This is a genomic window from Pseudobacteroides sp. (genome assembly GCF_036567765.1).
GTDB lineage: Bacteria > Bacillota > Clostridia > Acetivibrionales > DSM-2933 > Pseudobacteroides.
Genome location: NZ_DATCTU010000121.1, coordinates 138725 through 159607, shown reverse-complemented (window position 1 = coordinate 159607; position 20883 = coordinate 138725). Strand labels below are relative to the sequence as shown.

At 35.3% G+C, this 20883-nt stretch carries 16 protein-coding genes and 1 pseudogene; 10 read left to right on the top strand and 7 right to left on the bottom strand.

The window, feature by feature from the left end; all coding sequences use genetic code 11:
- Nucleotides 1-244 precede the first annotated feature (244 nt).
- The 3 genes from VIO64_RS20500 to VIO64_RS20490 all read left to right on the top strand — a co-directional run bounded on the left by VIO64_RS20500 (nucleotide 245) and on the right by VIO64_RS20490 (nucleotide 5114).
- Nucleotides 245-997, top strand: coding sequence for an RNA polymerase subunit sigma (locus tag VIO64_RS20500; RefSeq protein WP_331921602.1), 753 nt, complete (start codon nucleotides 245-247; stop codon nucleotides 995-997).
- A complete protein-coding gene (locus tag VIO64_RS20495; protein WP_331921601.1) occupies nucleotides 994-2496 on the top strand; it encodes an anti-sigma factor domain-containing protein in 1503 nt (500 codons plus the stop codon). Before VIO64_RS20500 ends, VIO64_RS20495 begins: the two co-directional genes overlap by 4 nt.
- Before the next feature lie 155 nt (nucleotides 2497-2651).
- Nucleotides 2652-5114 carry a glycoside hydrolase family 9 protein gene (locus VIO64_RS20490; RefSeq protein ID WP_331921600.1) on the top strand — a complete coding sequence of 821 codons (2463 nt, stop codon included), beginning with the start codon at nucleotides 2652-2654 and terminating at the stop codon, nucleotides 5112-5114.
- A 617-nt stretch (nucleotides 5115-5731) separates the two neighbouring features.
- Here VIO64_RS20490 and VIO64_RS20485 read toward each other — a convergent pair.
- From VIO64_RS20485 to VIO64_RS20475, 3 genes are all read right to left on the bottom strand, one after another.
- The gene (locus VIO64_RS20485) at nucleotides 5732-6202 is read right to left on the bottom strand and encodes a reverse transcriptase N-terminal domain-containing protein (protein ID WP_331921599.1); all 471 of its coding nucleotides are present in this window, start codon (nucleotides 6200-6202) and stop codon (nucleotides 5732-5734) included.
- A gap of 527 nt (nucleotides 6203-6729) precedes the next feature.
- Nucleotides 6730-7326, bottom strand: a complete 597-nt coding sequence (locus VIO64_RS20480) for an IS3 family transposase (RefSeq protein ID WP_331921610.1) — start codon at nucleotides 7324-7326, stop codon at nucleotides 6730-6732.
- A gap of 14 nt (nucleotides 7327-7340) precedes the next feature.
- Nucleotides 7341-7631 carry a transposase gene (locus VIO64_RS20475; protein WP_331921598.1) on the bottom strand — a complete coding sequence of 97 codons (291 nt, stop codon included), beginning with the start codon at nucleotides 7629-7631 and terminating at the stop codon, nucleotides 7341-7343.
- Between the two features lie 176 nt (nucleotides 7632-7807).
- Between VIO64_RS20475 and VIO64_RS20470 the strand changes: the two genes are divergently transcribed.
- From VIO64_RS20470 to VIO64_RS20445, 6 genes are all read left to right on the top strand, one after another.
- Complete coding sequence (locus VIO64_RS20470; protein ID WP_331921597.1) at nucleotides 7808-8149, top strand: hypothetical protein; 342 nt, start codon at nucleotides 7808-7810, stop codon at nucleotides 8147-8149.
- A gap of 349 nt (nucleotides 8150-8498) precedes the next feature.
- Nucleotides 8499-8966, top strand: a complete 468-nt coding sequence (locus tag VIO64_RS20465; protein ID WP_331921596.1) for a cytochrome b5 domain-containing protein — start codon at nucleotides 8499-8501, stop codon at nucleotides 8964-8966.
- Nucleotides 8966-9865 carry a hydrogenase small subunit gene (locus VIO64_RS20460; RefSeq protein ID WP_331921609.1) on the top strand — a complete coding sequence of 300 codons (900 nt, stop codon included), beginning with the start codon at nucleotides 8966-8968 and terminating at the stop codon, nucleotides 9863-9865. The genes VIO64_RS20465 and VIO64_RS20460 overlap by 1 nt, the downstream gene beginning before the upstream one ends.
- A complete protein-coding gene (locus tag VIO64_RS20455) occupies nucleotides 9862-11274 on the top strand; it encodes a nickel-dependent hydrogenase large subunit (protein ID WP_331921595.1) in 1413 nt (470 codons plus the stop codon). Before VIO64_RS20460 ends, VIO64_RS20455 begins: the two co-directional genes overlap by 4 nt.
- Nucleotides 11271-11720 carry a hydrogenase maturation protease gene (locus VIO64_RS20450; protein WP_331921594.1) on the top strand — a complete coding sequence of 150 codons (450 nt, stop codon included), beginning with the start codon at nucleotides 11271-11273 and terminating at the stop codon, nucleotides 11718-11720. Before VIO64_RS20455 ends, VIO64_RS20450 begins: the two co-directional genes overlap by 4 nt.
- A gap of 81 nt (nucleotides 11721-11801) precedes the next feature.
- Complete coding sequence (locus VIO64_RS20445; protein ID WP_331921593.1) at nucleotides 11802-12377, top strand: ferritin-like domain-containing protein; 576 nt, start codon at nucleotides 11802-11804, stop codon at nucleotides 12375-12377.
- Nucleotides 12378-12602: 225 nt separating this feature from the next.
- On the opposite strand, the gene VIO64_RS20440 is transcribed toward VIO64_RS20445, so the two are convergent.
- The 4 genes from VIO64_RS20440 to VIO64_RS20425 form a co-directional block, all read right to left on the bottom strand.
- Nucleotides 12603-14534, bottom strand: coding sequence for a hypothetical protein (locus VIO64_RS20440; protein WP_331921592.1), 1932 nt, complete (start codon nucleotides 14532-14534; stop codon nucleotides 12603-12605).
- A gap of 97 nt (nucleotides 14535-14631) precedes the next feature.
- On the bottom strand, nucleotides 14632-14892 hold the full coding sequence (locus VIO64_RS20435; RefSeq protein WP_331921591.1) for a hypothetical protein: 261 nt from the start codon (nucleotides 14890-14892) through the stop codon (nucleotides 14632-14634).
- 445 nt (nucleotides 14893-15337) lie between these two features.
- Nucleotides 15338-16516 (bottom strand): glycosyl hydrolase, encoded by a 1179-nt coding sequence (locus tag VIO64_RS20430; RefSeq protein WP_331921590.1) that lies wholly within the window; start codon nucleotides 16514-16516, stop codon nucleotides 15338-15340.
- Between the two features lie 255 nt (nucleotides 16517-16771).
- Complete coding sequence (locus tag VIO64_RS20425) at nucleotides 16772-20293, bottom strand: tetratricopeptide repeat protein (RefSeq protein ID WP_331921589.1); 3522 nt, start codon at nucleotides 20291-20293, stop codon at nucleotides 16772-16774.
- Between the two features lie 323 nt (nucleotides 20294-20616).
- On the opposite strand from VIO64_RS20425, the pseudogene VIO64_RS20420 reads away from it, so the two are divergent.
- Nucleotides 20617-20718: pseudogene (locus VIO64_RS20420) on the top strand (transposase); the annotation flags it as partial.
- Between the last annotated feature and the right edge of the window lie 165 nt (nucleotides 20719-20883).

The window sequence follows — 20883 nt, the reverse complement described above, 5'->3', positions numbered from 1 at the left end:
TTGAAGCAGCTCTGCAGTTGTATAAAGTAGATTAATCGTATTAAGTTTTTAAATTTTATAGTGTTCAGCCTTAAGAGGTCACTCTCTTTTTCACTTGCACTGCCCATTATTTTCTTATGGGTGCAAGCTATACCAGTAATGAATTTACATTGACTTTTTGCTGAAAATTTTTTGCAACACTAATGAGTTAAGCCACATAAAAATATTTTACACATACGCCTTTTTTAATGAGGAGTGGTTTTTAATGCTCGGGTTGGACTTGCTAAAAAACAGAAATAAGTTTTCTATTGATTCAATAATTGAAATAATAGGCAGTATTCGAAAAGGGGACTTGCAGCTTAGAGACAGGTTTATAAGTGAAAGTATGCCTTTTATTATGAAATCACTATATAAAATTTTAAAAAGACATATTGATATTAAAAACGATGAAGAATTCAGTATAGGCTTGTCTGCTTTTAATGAAGCAATAGATCATTATGACCTGTATAGAAAAGGTAACTTTTATAGGTACTCGTATATTATGATCAATCATAGGATCATTGATTATTTAAGAAGCACAAAAAGAAACGATAAAACTATACCATTTTCAAGTATTGAGGATAAGGAATACTTTGAACAAAGATACCTTACTTCTAATACACATAATCAATACGAAATAGTGGAACTAAAAGAAGACATACTGATTTTACAGCAGAATTTAATGACGTTTGGCATAACATGGGATGATTTAATAGGCAATTCGCCCACACACAGGGATACAAGATGTCTATGCATAAGAATAGCGAAAGAGATATTGGAAAACGAGGATTTATATACAAAATTTATAAATACCAAGAGAATTCCTCGATCTCAATTGGTAGAACGGTTGAAGATTCATCGGAGAACTATAGAAAATCACAGGATATTTATTATTGCAATTTGTCTGGTTTTAAGAAGTAATCAGGATGAATTAAGAGCATTTCCCATTCACTTTGAAGAAAGGGGTGGATCATTATGAAATACATTGGGTTAATAATTGGTTTGGAAGAAAATAGAGCAGTTGTGTTGACTGCTGAAAGCAAGGTCATGGGGATTAAAAAAAGTGAAGGAATGTTTTTAGGGCAAAAAGTATTTTTTTCCCATAATGATATGCTGACTGTCAAACGCAGGAGAATAAATTTTTATATGCCAGCTATTGCTGGAGTTGCAGCTTTGCTGATGCTTGTCTTCGGCTATTTTAAATTCTTTTATAGCAGTGAAACATTGGTCTTTATTGACGTCGATATAAATCCAAGTATTGAATTTGCTGTTGATGGTAAGAGTGTTGTAAAGGACGTACATCCAATAAATAAAGATGCCGATGCATTGACACAGAATTTAGATTTGGAAAACATTCCTTTTGCAGAAGCGTTAAAAAAATATATAGATAAAGCTATTGAAGAAGGCTATTTGAATGAAAGAAAAGAAAACTCAAATTATCTTCTTGTGTCGGCAGCCCTCAATCCCAAATCCAGCGAATTTAAAAAAAGCCGGGTAAATACTGAGAAAAGACTGGATTCTGAGTTGGAAAGTTTAAAATATGATCTCCATGAAGCTTATAGCCGGAAATTCAATTTTGAGATTGTTAAAGTTCCTGAATATTATAAGGAAAAGTCTATGGAAAAAAATATTTCCTTGGGGAAATACATGGTTTATGAAAGGATAAGAGAAAAGGGGACTTCCATAACAATTGAAGAAGTAAAGTCGGGTAATTTGTATAATTTATTGCACAAAAATGGATTATACCCTTTGGACGAAAAAAGTATTAATATTTCGCAAGAAACCACACCTGTTAAAGTCCGTGACACAATTATTGATTATAGTCCCGTTATTCCGACTCCTTCAGTAGCTACAAACACACAGGTTATTATGAGCACACATGCTGTTTCCAATACGCCACAATCCAAATTTACTCCTGAAGTTACTGGAAAAGTAAAAGGTACTCCTGGCATATATAAAGCACCTGCATATTATATAACTCCTTCTTTTACATTAAAGCCGACGCACAAAATAATTCCTTCTGATATACCGAAAGAGGCTGATATAGCACAGTACAATTTTGAAAACGGTTTGCAGGATTTTAAAATTACAAATGCAATTGAGTTTTATAACAGTTCTGATAATGCATTTGCAGGAACTAAGAGTTTAAAAATCAGTATGCGATCTGGGGAAGACGAATATATAGATACTTCAAAAGTTGATCCGAGTATAAAGCATGGAACAACAATTACATTTCATGTGTGGATTCCTGATACCACCGAAATAACAGCAGTTGAGGCATTTTATCAAGATGCCAACTGGGAGTGGACTGGAAACTGGAATTTTTACTCCCAACTTACACCAAACAAATGGAATACAATTAAGTTAAAAGTACTGGATGATGAAATATTACCTATTCGAAGAATAGGAGTAAAAATTGCTGCAAAAGACAAAAGATTTTCAGGGGATATTTATATTGACAGTATTTCATGGAATTAGATAGATATTATAGGTTTGAATTACTAAGTTGTAAGACGATAACAATATAGCACTTTAAATTAGAGATATAGTTAATATAAGTTTTTGTCCAGAAAGGAGGGTAAGTTTTCGAGGATAGAAACAATTAACTAAACTATATATTATAGGAGGCTTTTATGAAAATAAAACGTTTGTTAGTTTTTTGTGTTTTTATCGCAGTAGTATGTACCACTGCAACCGGACCTATGATGGTAGTCAACGCAAGTGCTCCTGCCGGGTGGAGAAACCTTCCAGATTTTTATGTATTCAAAGATAAGGTCAGTGGGTGGTCCGGAAGTGGTGCAGGCGAATTGGAAACTGTAAATGGCAATTTGCCTGTTGACACTCAAGTTACATATCAAAATCTACCTTCTTTGAGATTTAATCTTAAAACGACGCTATCATCATATTGGATGTCGGTTATACTTTGTATGGCTGAATGGAACTGCCATGATGTATCAAGATATGTTCCGAACGGATACCTGGAATTTAATGTGAAAGGTAAAAATGGCGGGGAGAAATTTGTAATCGGTGCAGTTGATCATGTAACAGAGCGTCCATCAGGTGTTGAGAAGACAATAACAAAACCGATAACAGATTACTGCACGATTACTACTGAGTGGCAACACGTAAAGATACCCTTAAAGGATATTTTAGATCCATCACTTGGCATGGACCCATATAATGCAAAGGCTATTGTTCTGGACAAAGTGAATCTGGATCCGTTTTGTGTTTGGATAAACCAACTTAAACTAACTTCTCCTGATAAAGAAAATGCATTTCCGGCTATTAAAGTAAATCAGGTTGGATTTCTGGAGTCTTCTGAAAAATATGCCTTTGTTAGCGGATTTGAAGATGATTTTAAGGCTACTACCGGAACCCAGTTTCAGGTAAAGAGTGTTTCTGACAACTCGGTTGTTTATAGCGGACAATTGGTTCTGGTTGCGGATTATGACGCAAATGATTCTGGAGAAAGGGTTTTTAAAGCTATATTTACCGACCTCAAACAACCTGGTGAGTATTACATTACGGTTAATGTAGAAGGTATAGATAAGTCTCCCAGGTTTAAGATAGGAAATGACATTTATAAATCTTTATTGGTTGACGCGTCAAGATACCTGTTTTATCAACGTGCCAATATAGACCTTGCGGCTCCGTATTGTACCGATTATCCAAGGAAAGATAAATCACCGCAGGATTTTAATTGTGCCTTAGCCTCCAATTCATCGATTACAAAAGATGTGTCAAAAGGATGGTACGATGCCGGCGATCCTAATAAGTATGTAATTACCGGGGCACAGACAGCATCAAATCTATTGAGTGCTTATGAGATGTACCCAGAGGTATTTTATGATAAGCAGAATAATATTCCTGAAAGCGGCAACGGCGTTCCTGATATACTTGATGAGGTTAGATGGGAACTTGAGTGGATTTTGAAAATGCAAGAGGCTGCAAGCGGTGGTTTTTATTGCTGTGTCGCTTTTACAGAGAACTTTTCAAGTGGTCAAAGGGTTATAGTGGATAAAAAAGACAATGTTGGAAATATAAAATCAACAAATGATACTGCTGCTGCAGTCGGGGTTTTAGCTCAGGCTTCAATGATATATTCGAAGTATGATCCGGCCTTTGCTAAAAAGTGTTTAGATGCTTCTAAAAGCGGATGGGCGTTTCTTCTCCAGAATCCAAATAATATTAAAGCACCAGGTGGAGCTTATCCTGCAGACAACGATGAATCTTCAAGGTTCTTCGCTGCAGCATCTTTGTATAGGGCTACAGGCGATTCAAGTTGTAATGATTATGTTAAGTCAAACTATAAGAAAGTTTATTCAAGTGAATCTGGAGATGGTTCATTTGGTTGGGAAAATGGATTTTACAATTACATGAAAGCTACAAATCGTGACAGTAATGTTGAAAGCGGGTTTAAAGATAGTTTTACCAAATGGGCAAATAACAAACTAAATAGATCAAAAAACAATCCTTGGGGTAATGTAATTGAAAACGGTAATTATTACTGGGGTAGTAACAGCGTAATACTTGGTTGTCCCAGGGAAGTTTTACTTGGAACCGCTATTTTGGGGACAAATTCTGATGATATTAATATGATGGGTCGTTCTTCATTAAACTGGATTCTGGGAGCTAATCCTATGAGAAAGAGCTTGGTAACTGGATATGGCGATGATTGCATTAAAGAAATATTCGGTACATGGAGCGAGGACGGATTAGCAGGAATTCCCAAGGGAATTATGCCGGGAGGCCCTAATAAATATAATGGTGCAAACATATCGATATTTCCTGCCAAATGCTATATGGAAAGTGCCGCTGAATTTACAACAAATGAGCACACTCTTGGATGGAATTCCCTTCTTGTGTTTATGGCAGCATTTGTTAACAGTACATCAGCACCAACACATCAAAATAGTCCTGACTTGAACAAAGACGGAGTTGTTAATATGGCAGATGTTATTTTATTAGCAAAGGTATTTAATTCAGTACGCGGAGACAACCAGTATATTGCATCTTACGACTTAAACGGTGATGGTCCAATAAATATGTTAGATGTAATAATTATTGCTAAAGCATTTAATACTATCATCACCTGATGTTTATAAAATAAATTATTAATTATCACGAGAAATAAAATATTTGTTTTGGCCAGAGAAAGTATACGATAAGAATTTCTATCGTGTACTTTCTCTGGCTTGTCTCTGCAAGAACGCTGCTAGCAGCTTTTCAGTTGCTTAAAAGATGCTAAAGCATTGCTTCGCCAGCCTTTCTAAAGTGTGGGGGGAATTGGTTTTCCTAAGACTCGCTTCGTCAGTGTCTACTAAGTCAGCGTAGAGTCCATTCTTAAAACTCTATAAATCAACTGGAAAAAATCATTACAATTTCTCTGCTTTATTATGCTATTATTTTGCATCAACTTATATAGCACCGTGAATTATTGTATAAAAATCTGATATGGCAATTGTGTCATAGTTTTTCAGCATAAATTCGCCCGGCTAACTTTTTTGCAATTGGGAAATTATACAAATATTTATTTTCGTGTTAAATGGAAATCCAGTTTGACATTTTTTATCTAGCAACCAGTTATCTCTTTAAAAATTATTCCTTCATTGTCTTGTACTGATTATATTATGAAGGTTAAAGCAGTAGTTTTTAGCTGCAAATTTTTCAATCACTCTTTAGAATCTCCAGGATGCCTTTCTTGAAAATCAATCTATATATATCCATCTAATGGTTTATGATAAAATAAAGTCGTAAACATATCTTTTTGATATGAATAAGCACCTTGATATTTCTCATTTGAATCATAGCTGAATATTGATAAATCATCTTTTTTCCAAGTACTTGTAAATAGATTTTTAAATTCACTTTCCGGAACTTTAAATGTAATATAAATTGATGGATCTTTAAAAGCATTACCATCTACTCCTGAGGTGTTTTTGCCTTTATTAGAAGTAACTTTATAAACAGCGTATAATTTAGTACTTAGAGAATGTGTTAATAAATACTGGAGTCTTTTAGCTTTGTTTTTATCTCCCTTTACTACAGCCTTAGCAATTCTAGTTTGTAACCTATTAATATCTGAATGCACTTTGATCCAGTCAATAGTTTCCCATTGAGAAGTCAGTGCTTTAGTATCTTTTAGCTTCTCGGTTTTATCCGTCGTTGAATTACTAAAATTCATAAGTTTACAATCCTTTGCTGCCAAGAAATACCATGGGATAAGTCAGCACTCTTTTAAGTTGAGGCAAATTTTGAACCTCTATCATCTTTCATTGCAAAAGTTGCATTCGCTTTTTATCCTTATCTTCTGCCCTCTATGCCATTTCTTTCCCTTACGGTTAGATACCTCACATGAGAGGAGCATATAGGGTTTACCAAGTTCCGCACCATATATAATTGTGAAAGCCTTAGGAGCCATCTTTAAACCGGGAGTTCTTTATCCATTCGCATTGGCTACACAGTTCACCTTTGCTTGACTCCTTACCTTTTTGGTCGAAGCGTATCAGCCTATTTCGCTTACTCCAGCGTAACGATTCCTACGATGATTCACTTTACGTTCTCCATAGCTTTCTTACCCTAGCAGTTCTCCCAGTTTTAGGCTGCTCGGAGTTCCACATTGTCTTGTGAGCTTTCTAACCCAGACGTTACTATCCACGCTAGTCACAATAGGGTTATCCCAAATGGATGGGATAGCCTTTCAGCAATATATTATGCGACTTCTTGTCGCACCTGCGACCCTCTATCAGAATGTAATAACAATCCTTTTGATGGCTTGAATCTTGCAATAGCTTGATTAAGAGCATCAATAACAAGTTCTTTTCTCATATGATCTTCCATCGACCAGCCAACAATGGCTCTATCATATAAATCAAGTATCCCTCCCAAGTATAGAAATCCCTCATCTGTATTAATATACGTTATATCTGATACCCATTTCTCACACGGTTTATCTGCTACAAACTGTCGACTTAATACATTTTCAGCTACTGGAAGGTTGTGATTAGAATCTGTTGTTTGTGGTTTGAATTTTTTAGCAGTTTTTGATTTGAGACCATTAGCTTTCATTAGTCTATAAACCCTGCCTTTACTTACTTTCATATCACAAGGTAGTGATTCTGCTATACGTGGATATCCATAAATATGCTTTTTCTTTTCATATATTTCTTTAATCTTTTCAATTAGTATTTCATTTTCTTCCTGACGCTTACTCTTTGGCCTTTTACGCCAAGCATAATACCCGCTTCTGGAAACTTTCAAAACACTGCATATCTTCGCCACCCGAAACTCGAAGCGGTGATCTTCAATAAACTTAAATCTCTTTATTTCTGGTTCTTTGCAAAGTATGCTGCCGCCTTTTTTAGTATTTCAATTTCTTCTTTCAAATCTGCATTCTCTTTTTTCAGCTCCCTAATTTCTTCATCTTCAGGCTTTAACTTTCCACTTCCAGGAAATGCATTAACGCTATCTTTCTCGTATTCTTTTACCCATTCATTTAATGTAGAGTAATGCAGACCAAGTTCCTGAGCTAAATGGCTTTTTTTCCTACCATCTTCAATTACTAATTTCACAGCACGTTCTTTAAAATTTTTATCAAATCTCTTATGTGACATTTTTTTGACCTCCTATTGACTTTATTATATAGTCATTTTGGATGTCTATCAATTCGGGATAAGGTCAGTGTCTTACCCAAACATTACACAATATCAGCTTAGGGCATATATTAGTAGTATAGAAAATCGGAGGAAGGAAAAAATCTTAATTTTATAATTGTGAAAGGAAAATTATTATGAGTAATGGTGGAAATAGCTGTGGAAGCCCATGTAATAATTCTTGTAGTGACAGTAACTGTATTAATCCACTAGCAGCATGCTTTTTTTCATTACCGCCAAAGCAGTTCTCATTACTGTCTTCATTGCTTGGTATTCTTTTGGTAGATAATCTTGATTTGAATCAGCAGAATTCGCTAGGCAATTTTATAGTTAGTATTGGGCAGGCAATTCTAACAGCGGCTGCTCAAGGTCAGTCCCTGCAAAGTAACAATTCTCAAAACGATCATATTCGCCAGCAAATTCTAGCTCTAAAGCAGCAGCTATATACTCTTGAGAAGGAGATGGACAATCAAAATTAATGCCTTTGACAAATAAATATAGGTTCAATTCACCAAATGAATCAACCTCTGGATATGGTACAAATGGACTGTAAGTGATCTGTAATTTATTCCTAAAAGTATGCTGTGAGGTGTTTTAATGATTGTATCTGAAGAAAAAGATAAATATCTCAATCATTATTGGTTACTGCACAGGCATTCCCATTTATGGGGGTGCCTGTGTTAATTTCTAAACATGCTCTTTGACCCCACGCCTAATAGTGTAACTGAAACAACAAGAACAGCATAGTTTATATTATGTCTATCTGTTTTGTTTTATTTAAACGAATATTTATTCAATTGAAATAATAGATTTATAGGAGTGAGTTTCATGTATCACTATGATAATGCAATATGCCATAGAATAAAAACATTAGCTGCAGAATCAGAAAACTATATCAATTTAATATATGCAACACCCTGTATATACACCAGAAATATGCTTTTGTATCAACTTAGGGTTAAAATTAATGAGATAGATTTTATAAGTGGCACGATATGCTGCCAGATGAATCAGATGCAGGTAAGCCCTACAGCATTGCAACAACAGAACCAACAGAACCAGCATAGCCAAAGAGACCTTACACTTCAGGAATTATCAAAGTTTAACGGAAAAGATGGAAATCCTGCTTATGTGGCAGTAAATGGAACAGTATATGATATAACAAATAATGCTGCTTGGGCTGCAGCTTCCCACTTTGGCCTAACTGCAGGAAAAGATCTGACAAGTGAATTTGCATCATGCCATGCAGGTCAGCCAATATTAAGCAAATTAAAAGTAGTTGGGAAGTTGATATGATGAATACAGTAAAAACTTGTCCCGAGTATGCTGCACGTCTCCAGACAGCATCGGATTTATTTAATAAAGTGAAGGATGAAATCAAAAATGGCACCCTGTTTAAGAAGAATCTGGTATGGCTAGAATTAACAGGCTGTTCTGGCAATATAATTTCACTTTTGGATGGAGCGAATCCTGATTTTAAATATTTAATCTCACAGATGACAGATTTCATATATAATAACAGTTTGATGGCAGCTGAAGGTGAAACCGCTATGGGAAAATTGATGGGCATTACTGATAAAGAGTATATTCTTGCTGTTGAGGGAGCGGTGGCAACTAAAAACAATGGGCTATATAATGTTATCGGCCACTGGAAAGGTGAGCCAGTGACTGCCTTTAAGGCAGTCAAGATGCTGGGTGAAAAGGCTTCTTATGTTATAGCACTAGGAGCCTGTGCCACTCATGGCGGTGTTTCTGCAGCAAAACCTAATCCAGCTGGATGTGTAAGTGTCCAAAGTGTATTAAACAGAAAAGTTATAAAGCTTCCAGGTTGCCCTTGCCATCCCGACTGGTTTTTAGGAACACTGGCACATATTCTCCTATATGGTGAGCCAGATCTTGATAAAAGGGATAGGCCGTTATTGTTTTACAACAGCTTGATCCACGACCGCTGTCCAAGAAGGTCATTTTTTGATAAAGGGATTTTTGCAAAAAAGCTGGGAGAAAGCACCTGTATGTTTAAGTTAGGGTGCAGAGGGCCTGTTACCCGTATTGACTGCCCAATACGAAAGTGGAACCAGTATGTGAACTGGCCTATCGAGGATGACACACCGTGTATTGGCTGTGCCCAGTTCGGATTTCCAGATCAAATGGAGCCGTTCATCACCTACAATACAACAAGAGAGGTGGAGGAATGACTAAGAGACTTGTTATTAACCCAGTCACAAGAATCAGTGGCTTTATGGAGATTGATGCAACCATTGATAACAATACAGTAGTAGATGTTAAAACTGAGGGACTGCTTTTCCGTGGGTTTGAAAAGATGCTTGTGGGAAGGAATCCTCTTGATGCGGTATATTTTACGCAGCGGATCTGCGGAATATGTTCCACTGCACACTCCATGGCATCAACCCTTGCACTTGAGGCTGCGATGGGCATTGTTCCAACTGAACAAGGAAGGTATCTTCGGGATATTCTTCATGGATGTGAGTTCCTACAAAATCATATAAGGCATTTTTATCAGTACACTATACCTGATTTCGTAAGACTGCCCGATAAATATCCGCTATATGAGACTGATCATAATGATTTCAGACTACCGAAAGGCAAAAATGATGAAATAGCTGAACATTATTTTGAATCCCTCGATATTAGCAGGAGTGCTCATGAAATGCTGGCAGTACTCGGAGGCAAGGCACCACATAACCATGGGATTTTTGTGGGTGGTATTACTACTCAGGCAACTACGGATAAGATTATTAAGATCAAATCCATATTACATACCATACAGCAATTTATAATCGGCAGAATGGTAACGGATGCATACGCCATTGCCCAATATTATAGTGATTATTACAAAATCGGTGGAGGCTATGGAAACCTATTAAGCTTTGGCTGCTTTAACGGATATAAGGAGCTGGGAACTCTTTATGTGAACCCTTTGGTCTACTCTCAGGGGAAGGTAGATGTATTTAATCCGGGAGAAATAACCGAGGAAATTGATTATTCATGGTATCAGGATAAAATGGATGAATACAAGCCAATGGATACAGTGCCGGAAGCAGATATGTGTAAAAGGCAGGCGTATTCCTGGGTAAAGGCTCCCCGGTATAATGGTATACCCTATGAAGTAGGACCGTTGGCAAGACAGTGGCTCTCCGGCGAATATAGAAATGGAATATCCACTATGGATAGAACTATTGCGAGGGTTCTAGAAGCAAAGAAAATCTCAGAAATTTTAAACACACTTATAGAAAATCTAATTCCAGGAGTATCTGTACAGAAAGAATATACTATTCCGAACTCCTCATCAGGAGCTGGGCTTATTGACACAACGAGGGGTGCTCTTGGGCATTGGCTTAAGATTGAAAAGGAAAAACTTTCCTTTTATCAGATAATTACTCCTTCTGCATGGAACCTTTCAACAAGAGGGAATAACACCATGAGGGGAACTGCAGAACAAGCATTAATGGGGACAACAATACAAAATCTTCAAACTCCGGTTGAACTGGGAAGAATCATCCGTTCCTTTGATCCATGTGTATCATGTGCAACCCATGTGTATTCACAGGGTGAGTGCATTAAAGCCATACAGGTGATACCATGAAAGAGATACTTGTACTTGGAATCGGAAACCTGTTAATGATGGATGATGGAATTGGTGTGAATGTCGTAGAAACGTTGAAAAAAAGAAACACAAATCCCGGCATCCGTTACGTCATTGGAGAAACCGATATTTACTTCTGTCTGAATCATATCCAAAAGGCATCATATACAGTCATTGTGGATGCAGCTTGTCTTGATAAAGAGCCAGGAGCTATAAGAGCCATTCCTTTAGGGCAAGTCTTTAAAAATCCCATACGTCCAATATCAGCTCATGATTTTCATTTATTCAGCCAAATTGAGATGACAGATAAAATCATTGAAGGACTGTTTATTGGTGTTGAACCATATAAGATTGATTATTCCTTTGGCTTGTCGGCAATTCTTCAGGAACAGTATTTTAAAATTGTTGAGAGAATAGAAAACATAATTACTTCCTGTATTCGATAAGGACATCTATAATCCTTTCATAAGAACCTTTATTATCTGCCCTGCATAGAATATTATGTAAAGTTATAAGGAGGATTTTTTATGCAGAGTTATAGCTGTATTTCCTATATGTCGCCTTGCATGATGCGAAATCAATATATGATGCAGCAAATTGCACCGGAGATGATGGCACCTGTACAATATCAAATGACGAATAATCCCCAAAACATGGCTGGATTAGAAGAATACACTTATCCCCAAAACGTTCCCGGAGCATTAGAGCTAATCCAGGCAGCTGTTGCAGGGGAGACAGAAGACAGAATGTTTTACCAGTACCTGATTGAAAACGCACCTTCTGAAGAGGACAAAGAAATAATCATGGGGATTCGCGATGATGAAATCCGACATTTTAGCCTTTTCAGACAGGTTTATTTTCAATTGACAGGACAGATGCTGCCGCCGCCACAGGATGTAACCTTTGAGAAGCCTGCTTCCTACTGCGAAGGTATAAAAAGGGCACTTAAAGGAGAACAAAATGCTGTGAGAAAATACAGGCGAATACTCTATGCATTGCAGGACAGGGTGCAAATCAATATCCTTACTGGAATTATTACTGATGAAATAAGGCACGGAATCTTATACAGTTACTTATATTCCAAAAACGGATGCAGGGTATAAGCTAAAATTATCTTAAGTTTGGGCGATTCATTACAGCTATTTTATGAGGGAAAAAGTTATGGTCCGGCTATAGGATATACTGGATGTCAATGGGCAGCTTCAAACATAATTCCAACCATGCAAAAGGTAATTAACAGCTGCTAAGTGGTTGGTACTAGAGCCATATAGCAGCTGGGTAAATTCGTTTATAAAATTGGGTATCTCTACAATTTTCTATTTATATTTTTAATTTTGTGCTTCCGGAATGTTGCATTGGCCATAACTGTTATCTCCCCATACAGTAATGAGTCCATCTTCCTTTATAACCACTGTATGATTAATACCTATATCTATATAATTAATATCGTTTAATCCATTTGGGATTTCACATTTACCAAGAGAATTATCTCCCCATGCAACCACATTCCCATCTTCCATAACTGCTATGGTAAACCATTCGCCGGCATCAATAGCCTTCACATTACTCAGGCCTTCAGGGATTGTAAGAATATCTCTTCTTCCATTACCTCCCCATACAACTACAGTTCCATCCTCCTTTAATGCGATTGAATGCTGAGCCCCTGCTGCAATAGCCTTTACATTTTTTAACCCTGCAGGAACATCACATTGGCCTTCATAATTGTTCCCCCATGCAGCAACCGTGCCATCCTCTTTTAGTGCAAGGCTATGATATGCCCCAGCTGAAATAGCCTTAACATTATTAAGTCCTTCCGGCATAAGACGATAAAACTCTTCATTTCCTCCCCACGAAACAACTGTCCCATCCTTTTTCAATGCCACTGTATGCAACATTCCTGATGAGATGGCAGTTATATTTTTGAGTACCTCGGGCATATTCAATTGCCCAGCTGAATTATCCCCCCACAAAGCAATAGTACCATCTTCCCTAAGAGCTGCAATATGGCGTTCACCAGCAGCAACCGCCTTAATTGGACCTATTCCTTTTGGTACATTACAAAGGCCATCACCTTCATGTCCCCAGACCTTAATAGTTCCATCCTCCTGTAGAGCAACAGTTGTGCTATGACCCGCAGATACCGATTTTGCTTTAAATGAAGAATTTACTGGCGTTGACCAAATATCAGGAGTAAATTCCTGCGAGACAGTATCCAAGCCGGTTTCTACTGAAAATATATACTTGGTATTACTATTCCCCTGTTTTATAGTAATACCATATCTTACTTCAATTTTAGTTGGCACATTATCATTTATACCAGCCCATTTTATTATAGTGGGTTCAATCAAAGGCTTAAATACTATCCTCCCAGTTCCATCCTGCTGCGTAGACGCAACTGCACCTGCATAGTACAAATAATCGGGATGGATAACTCTATATCCGCTATTAGGAAAATTATACTCTACATTTACAATATATAAGCCTTCACTATGAAATTCACCAGTTGCTTTGGATACCGATATATTTATCCAGTCACTTGAAGGCTGGCACTGTATCCAATCTTCCTTAGGATCATTACAATAAGTTAACAACGGAATTTCAAAATCCGGGTCAAATCGGATTGATATTCTGTCATCCAAATTATATTTAAATGTGAAAACTTCTTCATCCAAGTTATCAATTATTGTCTCTTCAGGCAATTTATAAACCAATGTTTTCTTTGTCATTATCGTAGGATCATTACCTGTCCATCTTTCCACTTTTGGCCCTGTATCATTAGCCATATCCACTACTTTACCTGTATTGAAATCAGTATATCTAACTACATCATCATAATAAAAGACTCTATATCCGCTATCGGGGAAAGTCATATTAACAACTCCATATAATAGGCCATCCTGACCTTTCATTACAGACACATTTATCTGATCTTTCGCCAGTTGGCATGGTACCCACATATCATTAGGTGTTGGGGTCTGTGTTGGGGTAACCGAACTTGAAGTCCATGGTGTAACTGTTGGTGTGGGCATTGGGTTACGGGTTTCTGTAGGTATTGGCATATGAATTTCGGGATAGTCTGATACAGTCTTTCCAAATGATTTGGCAGTAATAACAATATCAGCCATGTTGATGATGTCATCCTTATTCAAATCACTTATTTCGTCAAATGCTGCATCTGCCTTTATTTTACCAAAGGATTTAGCCATTACTATTAGATCGCCCATATTAATAACGCCATCCTGTTTTCCGTTTATTGGCATATCACCTGCTAGCAGACTGATTGGATTGCTTAAAAAAAATATTTCAGAATAATATGAAAAGATATTTTCCAGAGTTCTTGTTAAATAACCAGGTTTACTAATTATCTGTATCAGCAGGTAATATGATTTCAAAATACCCGCTTTCATCAGTTAAATCATTATATTTACCTCCGCATATCTCAATTTTAAAGCCTGACTTTACATAAGGTGAAGCAGTTTTTGAATATGAAAAATCTGAATCTACATAACCGGAGATCTTAAATCCAGGATTTTTGGTTTCTCCAGCAAAACTAAAATTCCCAACAAGAATATTTACCAAAGCCAACGATATAACTAATGCGTAAACCTTCTTTAACATTTGCAACTCCCCTTTCCATATTTATGACAATATTTTATAATTGGTAAAACTATAAGTAAATGTTGGAGTTGGCTTTTATTAGTCAAATTCATACTGCCTGACACTATAGAATTACATTAGGTTCAAAATCCATAATACAGATAATTATTTCGTTGATTTAATCTGTTTTTTTTTGTAATACAAAATTTACATATTATCTGTGGTAGCAGAAATTGATGCAAGATAATAGAGCATCATGATAAAACATAAAAATTATTATGATTTTTTCCAGCTGAGTTATTGAGTTTTATGAATAGCTTTAACGATGCCATTGTAGGCTTGTAGGGTCGGACTAGAGAAAGTATACAATAGAAGTATTATCGCATACTTTCTCTGGCCTTGTATATGAATTCACGCTGCTTTGCAAAATTTCAGTCTTGCTATATTATTATTGTTTTGCAGAAAATTACAAGCAAATAGTGTTGAACTTAACAGCACACATAATTACATCACTCATGTTTATTACACCATCGTTATTTAAATCTAAAGTTGTTTTATAATTAGGATTTCCCCTAACTGAATTAAAAGCAATAGCTATCTGCAATACGTCAGCCATATTTACAACACCATCCATATTAATGTCTTGGACAACCCTGCTAGATGTATTAGTAGGCACATTAGTAGGTGTATTAGTAGGAGTATTAGTAGGCGTACTTGTTGAACTTGTTTTCTTTATAGCATTTTTATATGCAGATAGAGCCGATTCACTTGAGTTGATTCTCCAATCAGTTTCTTTATTGTGGCTAAACCAAACTTGTGCGAAAATTTTATCATATGATGATTTAATCGTATTAAAAGAATCGGTAATCCACTGTGCCTTGTTTCCTCCTATTTCTGTGGAAGCCCATTCAGCTATAAAAATTTGCTTATTATAGTTTTTCAAGCTGTTATATGCACTTGAAAAAATCTGATCAAAAGTTTGCCAAGTGCTTCCCCATGATTGTGTAGTTCCCCAATTATAACCATCTATGGAATTGTAATCTACATAATTATCACCAGGATAAATTCCTGTAAAAGAGGTATTTGGTCCTACATTACTACAGTTTACATTGAATATGAATTTTACATTATTTGTGCCTTCATTCCTGAAAATATCTACAATATGCCTGAATGCAGATATATATGTGCTGTTTGTATTTTTACCGCTTTTATAGCCTATAGCCCATGGATACCAATCACCATTGGCTTCATGCAAAGGTCTTAACCAAATTTCTTTTCCATACGACTTCATATCTTGAGCCATTTTTTTAATATAGTTGTCAGCGTTACCATTCATAATCTGAACTGTATCGTATTCCCAAGGTTCCCATGTAAATAATAAAATTGCATTGTTTGCAGATGCAGAATTTACATTATTTCTTATGGAATCAAAATTAGTGCTCCAGTCCACAAACATATGAACTATATCTAGATTTCTGTTTTGCAACTGATTAAATGCTTTGACTCCTTGATCAGTAGGTTGTTCACCTATCCAAGCACCAACTTTTAGGTCACTAACAGCATAGCTTCCAGCAGTCGGGAATAAAGTTACACTTGTTAACAATATTATTATTGTCAGAATAGAAAGTTTTTTTTGCTTAAACATGAAATATCCCCCTAAATTATTCTTTAAATTTTAAAATTTATACAAATTACGAAAAATCTATTAAATTCCGTTTTCGCAAGTATCCTTGAATCGTTGGCTACATGCATAACGTAATGTAAGATTTTTGTCGTAATTTATTTAGACCTCTTACAATAATTTTATATTAAGCATGCCAATAGTATCCATTAGCATTATTTTCAATTCATTATATTTTTTTTTGATAAAAATTTAAAATTTGAATATTTGAAATGTACTTTACTTTTTTTCATTTATTTTAAGGTTGGAATAATATTGTCCAGGGGACATGCCTTCGTATTTTCTAAACATACGAATAAAAGTCACAGAACCATTACATCCCACTTTTGATGCAATTTCATTGATTTTTAAGCTGCTATTTTTTTTCATTAGCTCTTTAGATGCTTTAACCCTGCATAAATTTAAATAATCCTTGAAATTCTGACCTGTATAGTATTTAAACATTGTACTAAGATATGAAGTAGACATATTGAAATATTCAGATATTTCATTAAGGGAAATATCTTTTTCATAATTTTCATTTATATAATTAATCATTTTGTTTGCCATTGTTCTATCATATTTGTTATCATCCAAAGCATATCCTATCGCATGTTCAAGGCTCATACTATGTCCTTCATTCCATGAAGTTTCAAATGCACTTGCATCCATCTTGGAGTGAAGAGCATTAAGCCTGTTATTGAATGAATTTATGTCATTAATAGCAAGCAGATTTCCTACTGTCTGGAATAACTTGTTTGCTGCTGAATAAAGACAAGCAGCTCGATTGTAATCCTCAAGCATTGCTGAAACAGTAGCAAGACCCTCAAATACCAGAAAAATATAACTAAGAGTGTTTTGCTTTATCTCAATATAAAACTTTAATCCTATTAAAAATAACTCCTCAGCTTTTAAATAATTTCCCCTTGCTAATTCCAACTCAGCCATATTACGATATACCCAAGGCACATCTCCCTTATAACCTGTTTCTTCTAGTATTGTTAAGCTTTCGTCAAATAACTTAGATGCTTTATTGATATTCCCCTTATAATGATATATTTCGCCCAAGTCTTTTTTTATAGATGCTATTATAGCTATATATCCCAGTTCATATCCAAGATTTAACCCTCTCAAATAATAACTCTCTGCTACTACATAGTCACATTGGGATCGTGCCAATTCTGCAATATTAATTAACGCAAATGCCATTTCAACTCTATCATCTATTTCTTCACAAGCTAAAAGATATCTATGAAGCATTTGCATTGCCTGCTCAAACTCACCCTTACCCCTTAAAACCAGGCCCATCCTTCCATATGTCCTTAATATACCGTATCTGTCGTTATATTCTTTGTATATATCAAGACTTTCATTTAAATACATCTCTGCTGCATCATATGATCCTTTAAAGTAATAAACCTGCCCAAGCTCTTGAAGGACCTCTGCAATACCACGCTTGTAACAAGCTTCTCGGTATACACTTAAACTTTGATTCAATAATTCCACTTCATATTTTAAATTGCCTGATATATTATACGTCAAAGCTAAATTATACCTAATTGAAGCTTCGCCTATAAGATCATTTCTTTCCATTGCTAATCTCAAACCTTGTTCGAAAATATTTACTGCTTCCTCATAATTGCCATTTAAAAAAACAAATCTGCCAAACCATTGGTATGCTTTAATATAACAATTGGCATTTAAAGAATTATCCTGTTTTTGAATTAATGATTTGAATATGCTTTGACCTTTTTTCCAATAGCCTCGTGCCTCCCAGTAATAACCCATTGCTACAGCCAGTTCTAACTCTTTTTCCAGACAATCTGTTATCCTATAATACTCCAAGGCACAAATAATGTCTAAATATGCTTGATCCACCATAATGAGACTTGTTTGATGGTTTGAATAATAAAAATTGTTTTCAGCATCAATAACATAAGAAAAAAAATAATCTGCATGGCATTCTTTTATTATTTTTTCATCACTATCTGTTGATAATAACAAAACCGCATATTCCCTGAGTATTTCAAGCATATTGAAGCATATTTTATCCCTTTCCTCAAATTCTGAATCTAGCGTCAAGATGCTTTTATTTGTTAATGACAATAGATCCTCATATAAATTTTCAATATCATTATTTTTGTTTATTACAGCTGATACAGCCTTTATATTAAACTTTCCTTTAAAAACACCAAGCCTTATGAAAATTCTTTTTTGATTAGTGCTAAGCAGATTATATCCCCATTCAATAGTGTTTTTCATGGTACGCTGACGATCGGACAAACTATTAGATTCTGATATAAGCCAGCTTAAGCGATTTTGACTTTGGTTAAGCATTGTTTGTATGGAGATTTGTGCAATATTTGCTGCTGCAAGTTCAATGGCCAGAGGTATTCCCTCAAGGAATTGGCATAGATCTGCTATCTGTGAAGCATTTTCCTGTGTAATACTAAAATCGTTTTTAATGGCTTGGGCACGTGCTAAAAATAATCTGACGGCCGGTTGTTTTTCCAGTAACTCAACAGTAACGCAACTGTGCGGATCAGGAATTTCAAGGGGCGGAACATTAAATAAATGTTCTCCATAAACTTTCAATGGTTGACGACTTGTTACCAGTAATGATAAATTAGCTGCTGTGGATAGAAGGTCTGATAATACCGGGGCAGAGTCAATAATTTGCTCAAAATTGTCAAGAATAATTAGAAGTCTTCTATTTTTCAAAGTGCTTTTAATGTAGTCTAATGTGTTATGTCCTTCTATTTCAACTATATTTAAGATTTTTGCAATGTTGGATATCAATAGTTCTGTTCTCGTGATTTGGGATAAAGAAATCCAAAAAACCCCATCTGTAAATTTGGAAAGACATAATAAAGCAACCTTAAGCGATAACCTACTTTTTCCTATGCCTCCAGGGCCAATAAGTGTTACAAGTCGGGCTTTTTCAAGCAAACTGCAAATTTCCCTGATCTCATCTTTACGCCCAACAAATTCGGTTGTCTCAGCTGGTAAATTGTTTTTTGGAAAATAATTATTTCTATTTATCTTATTTACTAAAGTTGACAAATACTCTTCATTTACACTCCAGCCATTATTATTGTCATGAAATAGTATTTCTTCTTTAATCAGAAATTCAATTTCACTCATTATATATTTAGGCATTCCTTTTGTCTTGTTATAAAGGTACTCAAGTAAAATATTAGGAGGTTTGTCCCAAACAAGTACATTATTTAGCAATTGATGGAGTCCTTTTGGTGACAACGGCTCCAAAAATATGGTCTTATAAATTGGGATATCAATATAATCAACATTTGTTGTTAGATTGGAAATTGTTGAATAAATCAGAGCTAAAACAAAATTTGTTTCACTAGATAATAGCTTATTCAGATTACTTAGAATATCTTTATCAATTTGATCAATATTATCAATTATTATGATTTGTCCATCTTTTTTACTATTAATTACTCTTTCATATAAGGGACTTTTGAAATATTGGAGATTATTTGTATTACAAGTTTTTAATTTATCTATTGTCTTATCATTATTATATTCATTTATATTGATAATTTCATAATTAAGCTTTAGAGCACTAATAGAAGCTATATTAAGAAAGCTTGTTGCCCCGGAACCATGATTTGCAACAATTCTTAATATCCCACGCTTTTCAGTATGCAACTGTTTTAGAAAATCTGAAAGGATACGAATATGTCTATCTCGCTCTATTAACTTAGAGATATTATTGAATTCAAAGTCGTTATTTTTCATACATATCATCTCAATCTATATTATATAATTCCTCCAAAAAGTTTGTTTTTTAAGAAACTTTTTTAGGAATTTTTCCTTGAAAACCTACCGCGTTGACCCAGGTTGCATGGGCGAGCAATGGAGCGTAGCGGAATGACCAACCAGCCAAGCTTTGCTGCTTGGCAGCGGTATGCAATATCAAGCTACTTTCTTTTAATCATATTATATCATACCTCTTCATTCCAAAAAACAAAAGAAAGAGAGTCCTAGATATGGTGAAAGTCTAAAACGTTTAATTAAAATTTGCTAAACCTCCAGCTATGCTGGAGTGAGTAGAAAAGGCTATACCGAAGTATAGGAGAAAGGTTATATATGGTAAATTGAGAAAAGAAATAGGTATGATACTCAGAAAGTTATGCGAATACAACGGTGTGGAAATTATAGAAGTACATAAAACCAACAGTTTCCGAAATGGAAAATGCATAATGGTATATATATAGGCCTTGTTTTTACAGGACTTTTATATATGTTGTCATGAAAATATATAAAATTCAAGGTTCTTAAATGGAGGGCTTATGAAAATAATCGCAGCTAAATTAGTTGAGAATTAG

What these genes read in the sequence shown, in the direction of transcription:
- VIO64_RS20500 (WP_331921602.1), top strand. Translation starts at nt 245, where the DNA reads ATGCTCGGGTTGGACTTGCTAAAAAACAGAAATAAGTTTTCTATTGAT.
- VIO64_RS20495 (WP_331921601.1), top strand. Translation starts at nt 994, where the DNA reads ATGAAATACATTGGGTTAATAATTGGTTTGGAAGAAAATAGAGCAGTT.
- VIO64_RS20490 (WP_331921600.1), top strand. Translation starts at nt 2,652, where the DNA reads ATGAAAATAAAACGTTTGTTAGTTTTTTGTGTTTTTATCGCAGTAGTA.
- VIO64_RS20485 (WP_331921599.1), bottom strand. Translation starts at nt 6,202, where the DNA reads ATGAATTTTAGTAATTCAACGACGGATAAAACCGAGAAGCTAAAAGAT.
- VIO64_RS20475 (WP_331921598.1), bottom strand. Translation starts at nt 7,631, where the DNA reads ATGTCACATAAGAGATTTGATAAAAATTTTAAAGAACGTGCTGTGAAA.
- VIO64_RS20470 (WP_331921597.1), top strand. Translation starts at nt 7,808, where the DNA reads ATGAGTAATGGTGGAAATAGCTGTGGAAGCCCATGTAATAATTCTTGT.
- VIO64_RS20465 (WP_331921596.1), top strand. Translation starts at nt 8,499, where the DNA reads ATGTATCACTATGATAATGCAATATGCCATAGAATAAAAACATTAGCT.
- VIO64_RS20460 (WP_331921609.1), top strand. Translation starts at nt 8,966, where the DNA reads ATGAATACAGTAAAAACTTGTCCCGAGTATGCTGCACGTCTCCAGACA.
- VIO64_RS20455 (WP_331921595.1), top strand. Translation starts at nt 9,862, where the DNA reads ATGACTAAGAGACTTGTTATTAACCCAGTCACAAGAATCAGTGGCTTT.
- VIO64_RS20450 (WP_331921594.1), top strand. Translation starts at nt 11,271, where the DNA reads ATGAAAGAGATACTTGTACTTGGAATCGGAAACCTGTTAATGATGGAT.
- VIO64_RS20445 (WP_331921593.1), top strand. Translation starts at nt 11,802, where the DNA reads ATGCAGAGTTATAGCTGTATTTCCTATATGTCGCCTTGCATGATGCGA.
- VIO64_RS20440 (WP_331921592.1), bottom strand. Translation starts at nt 14,534, where the DNA reads ATGCCAATAAACGGAAAACAGGATGGCGTTATTAATATGGGCGATCTA.
- VIO64_RS20435 (WP_331921591.1), bottom strand. Translation starts at nt 14,892, where the DNA reads ATGTTAAAGAAGGTTTACGCATTAGTTATATCGTTGGCTTTGGTAAAT.
- VIO64_RS20430 (WP_331921590.1), bottom strand. Translation starts at nt 16,516, where the DNA reads ATGTTTAAGCAAAAAAAACTTTCTATTCTGACAATAATAATATTGTTA.
- VIO64_RS20425 (WP_331921589.1), bottom strand. Translation starts at nt 20,293, where the DNA reads ATGAAAAATAACGACTTTGAATTCAATAATATCTCTAAGTTAATAGAG.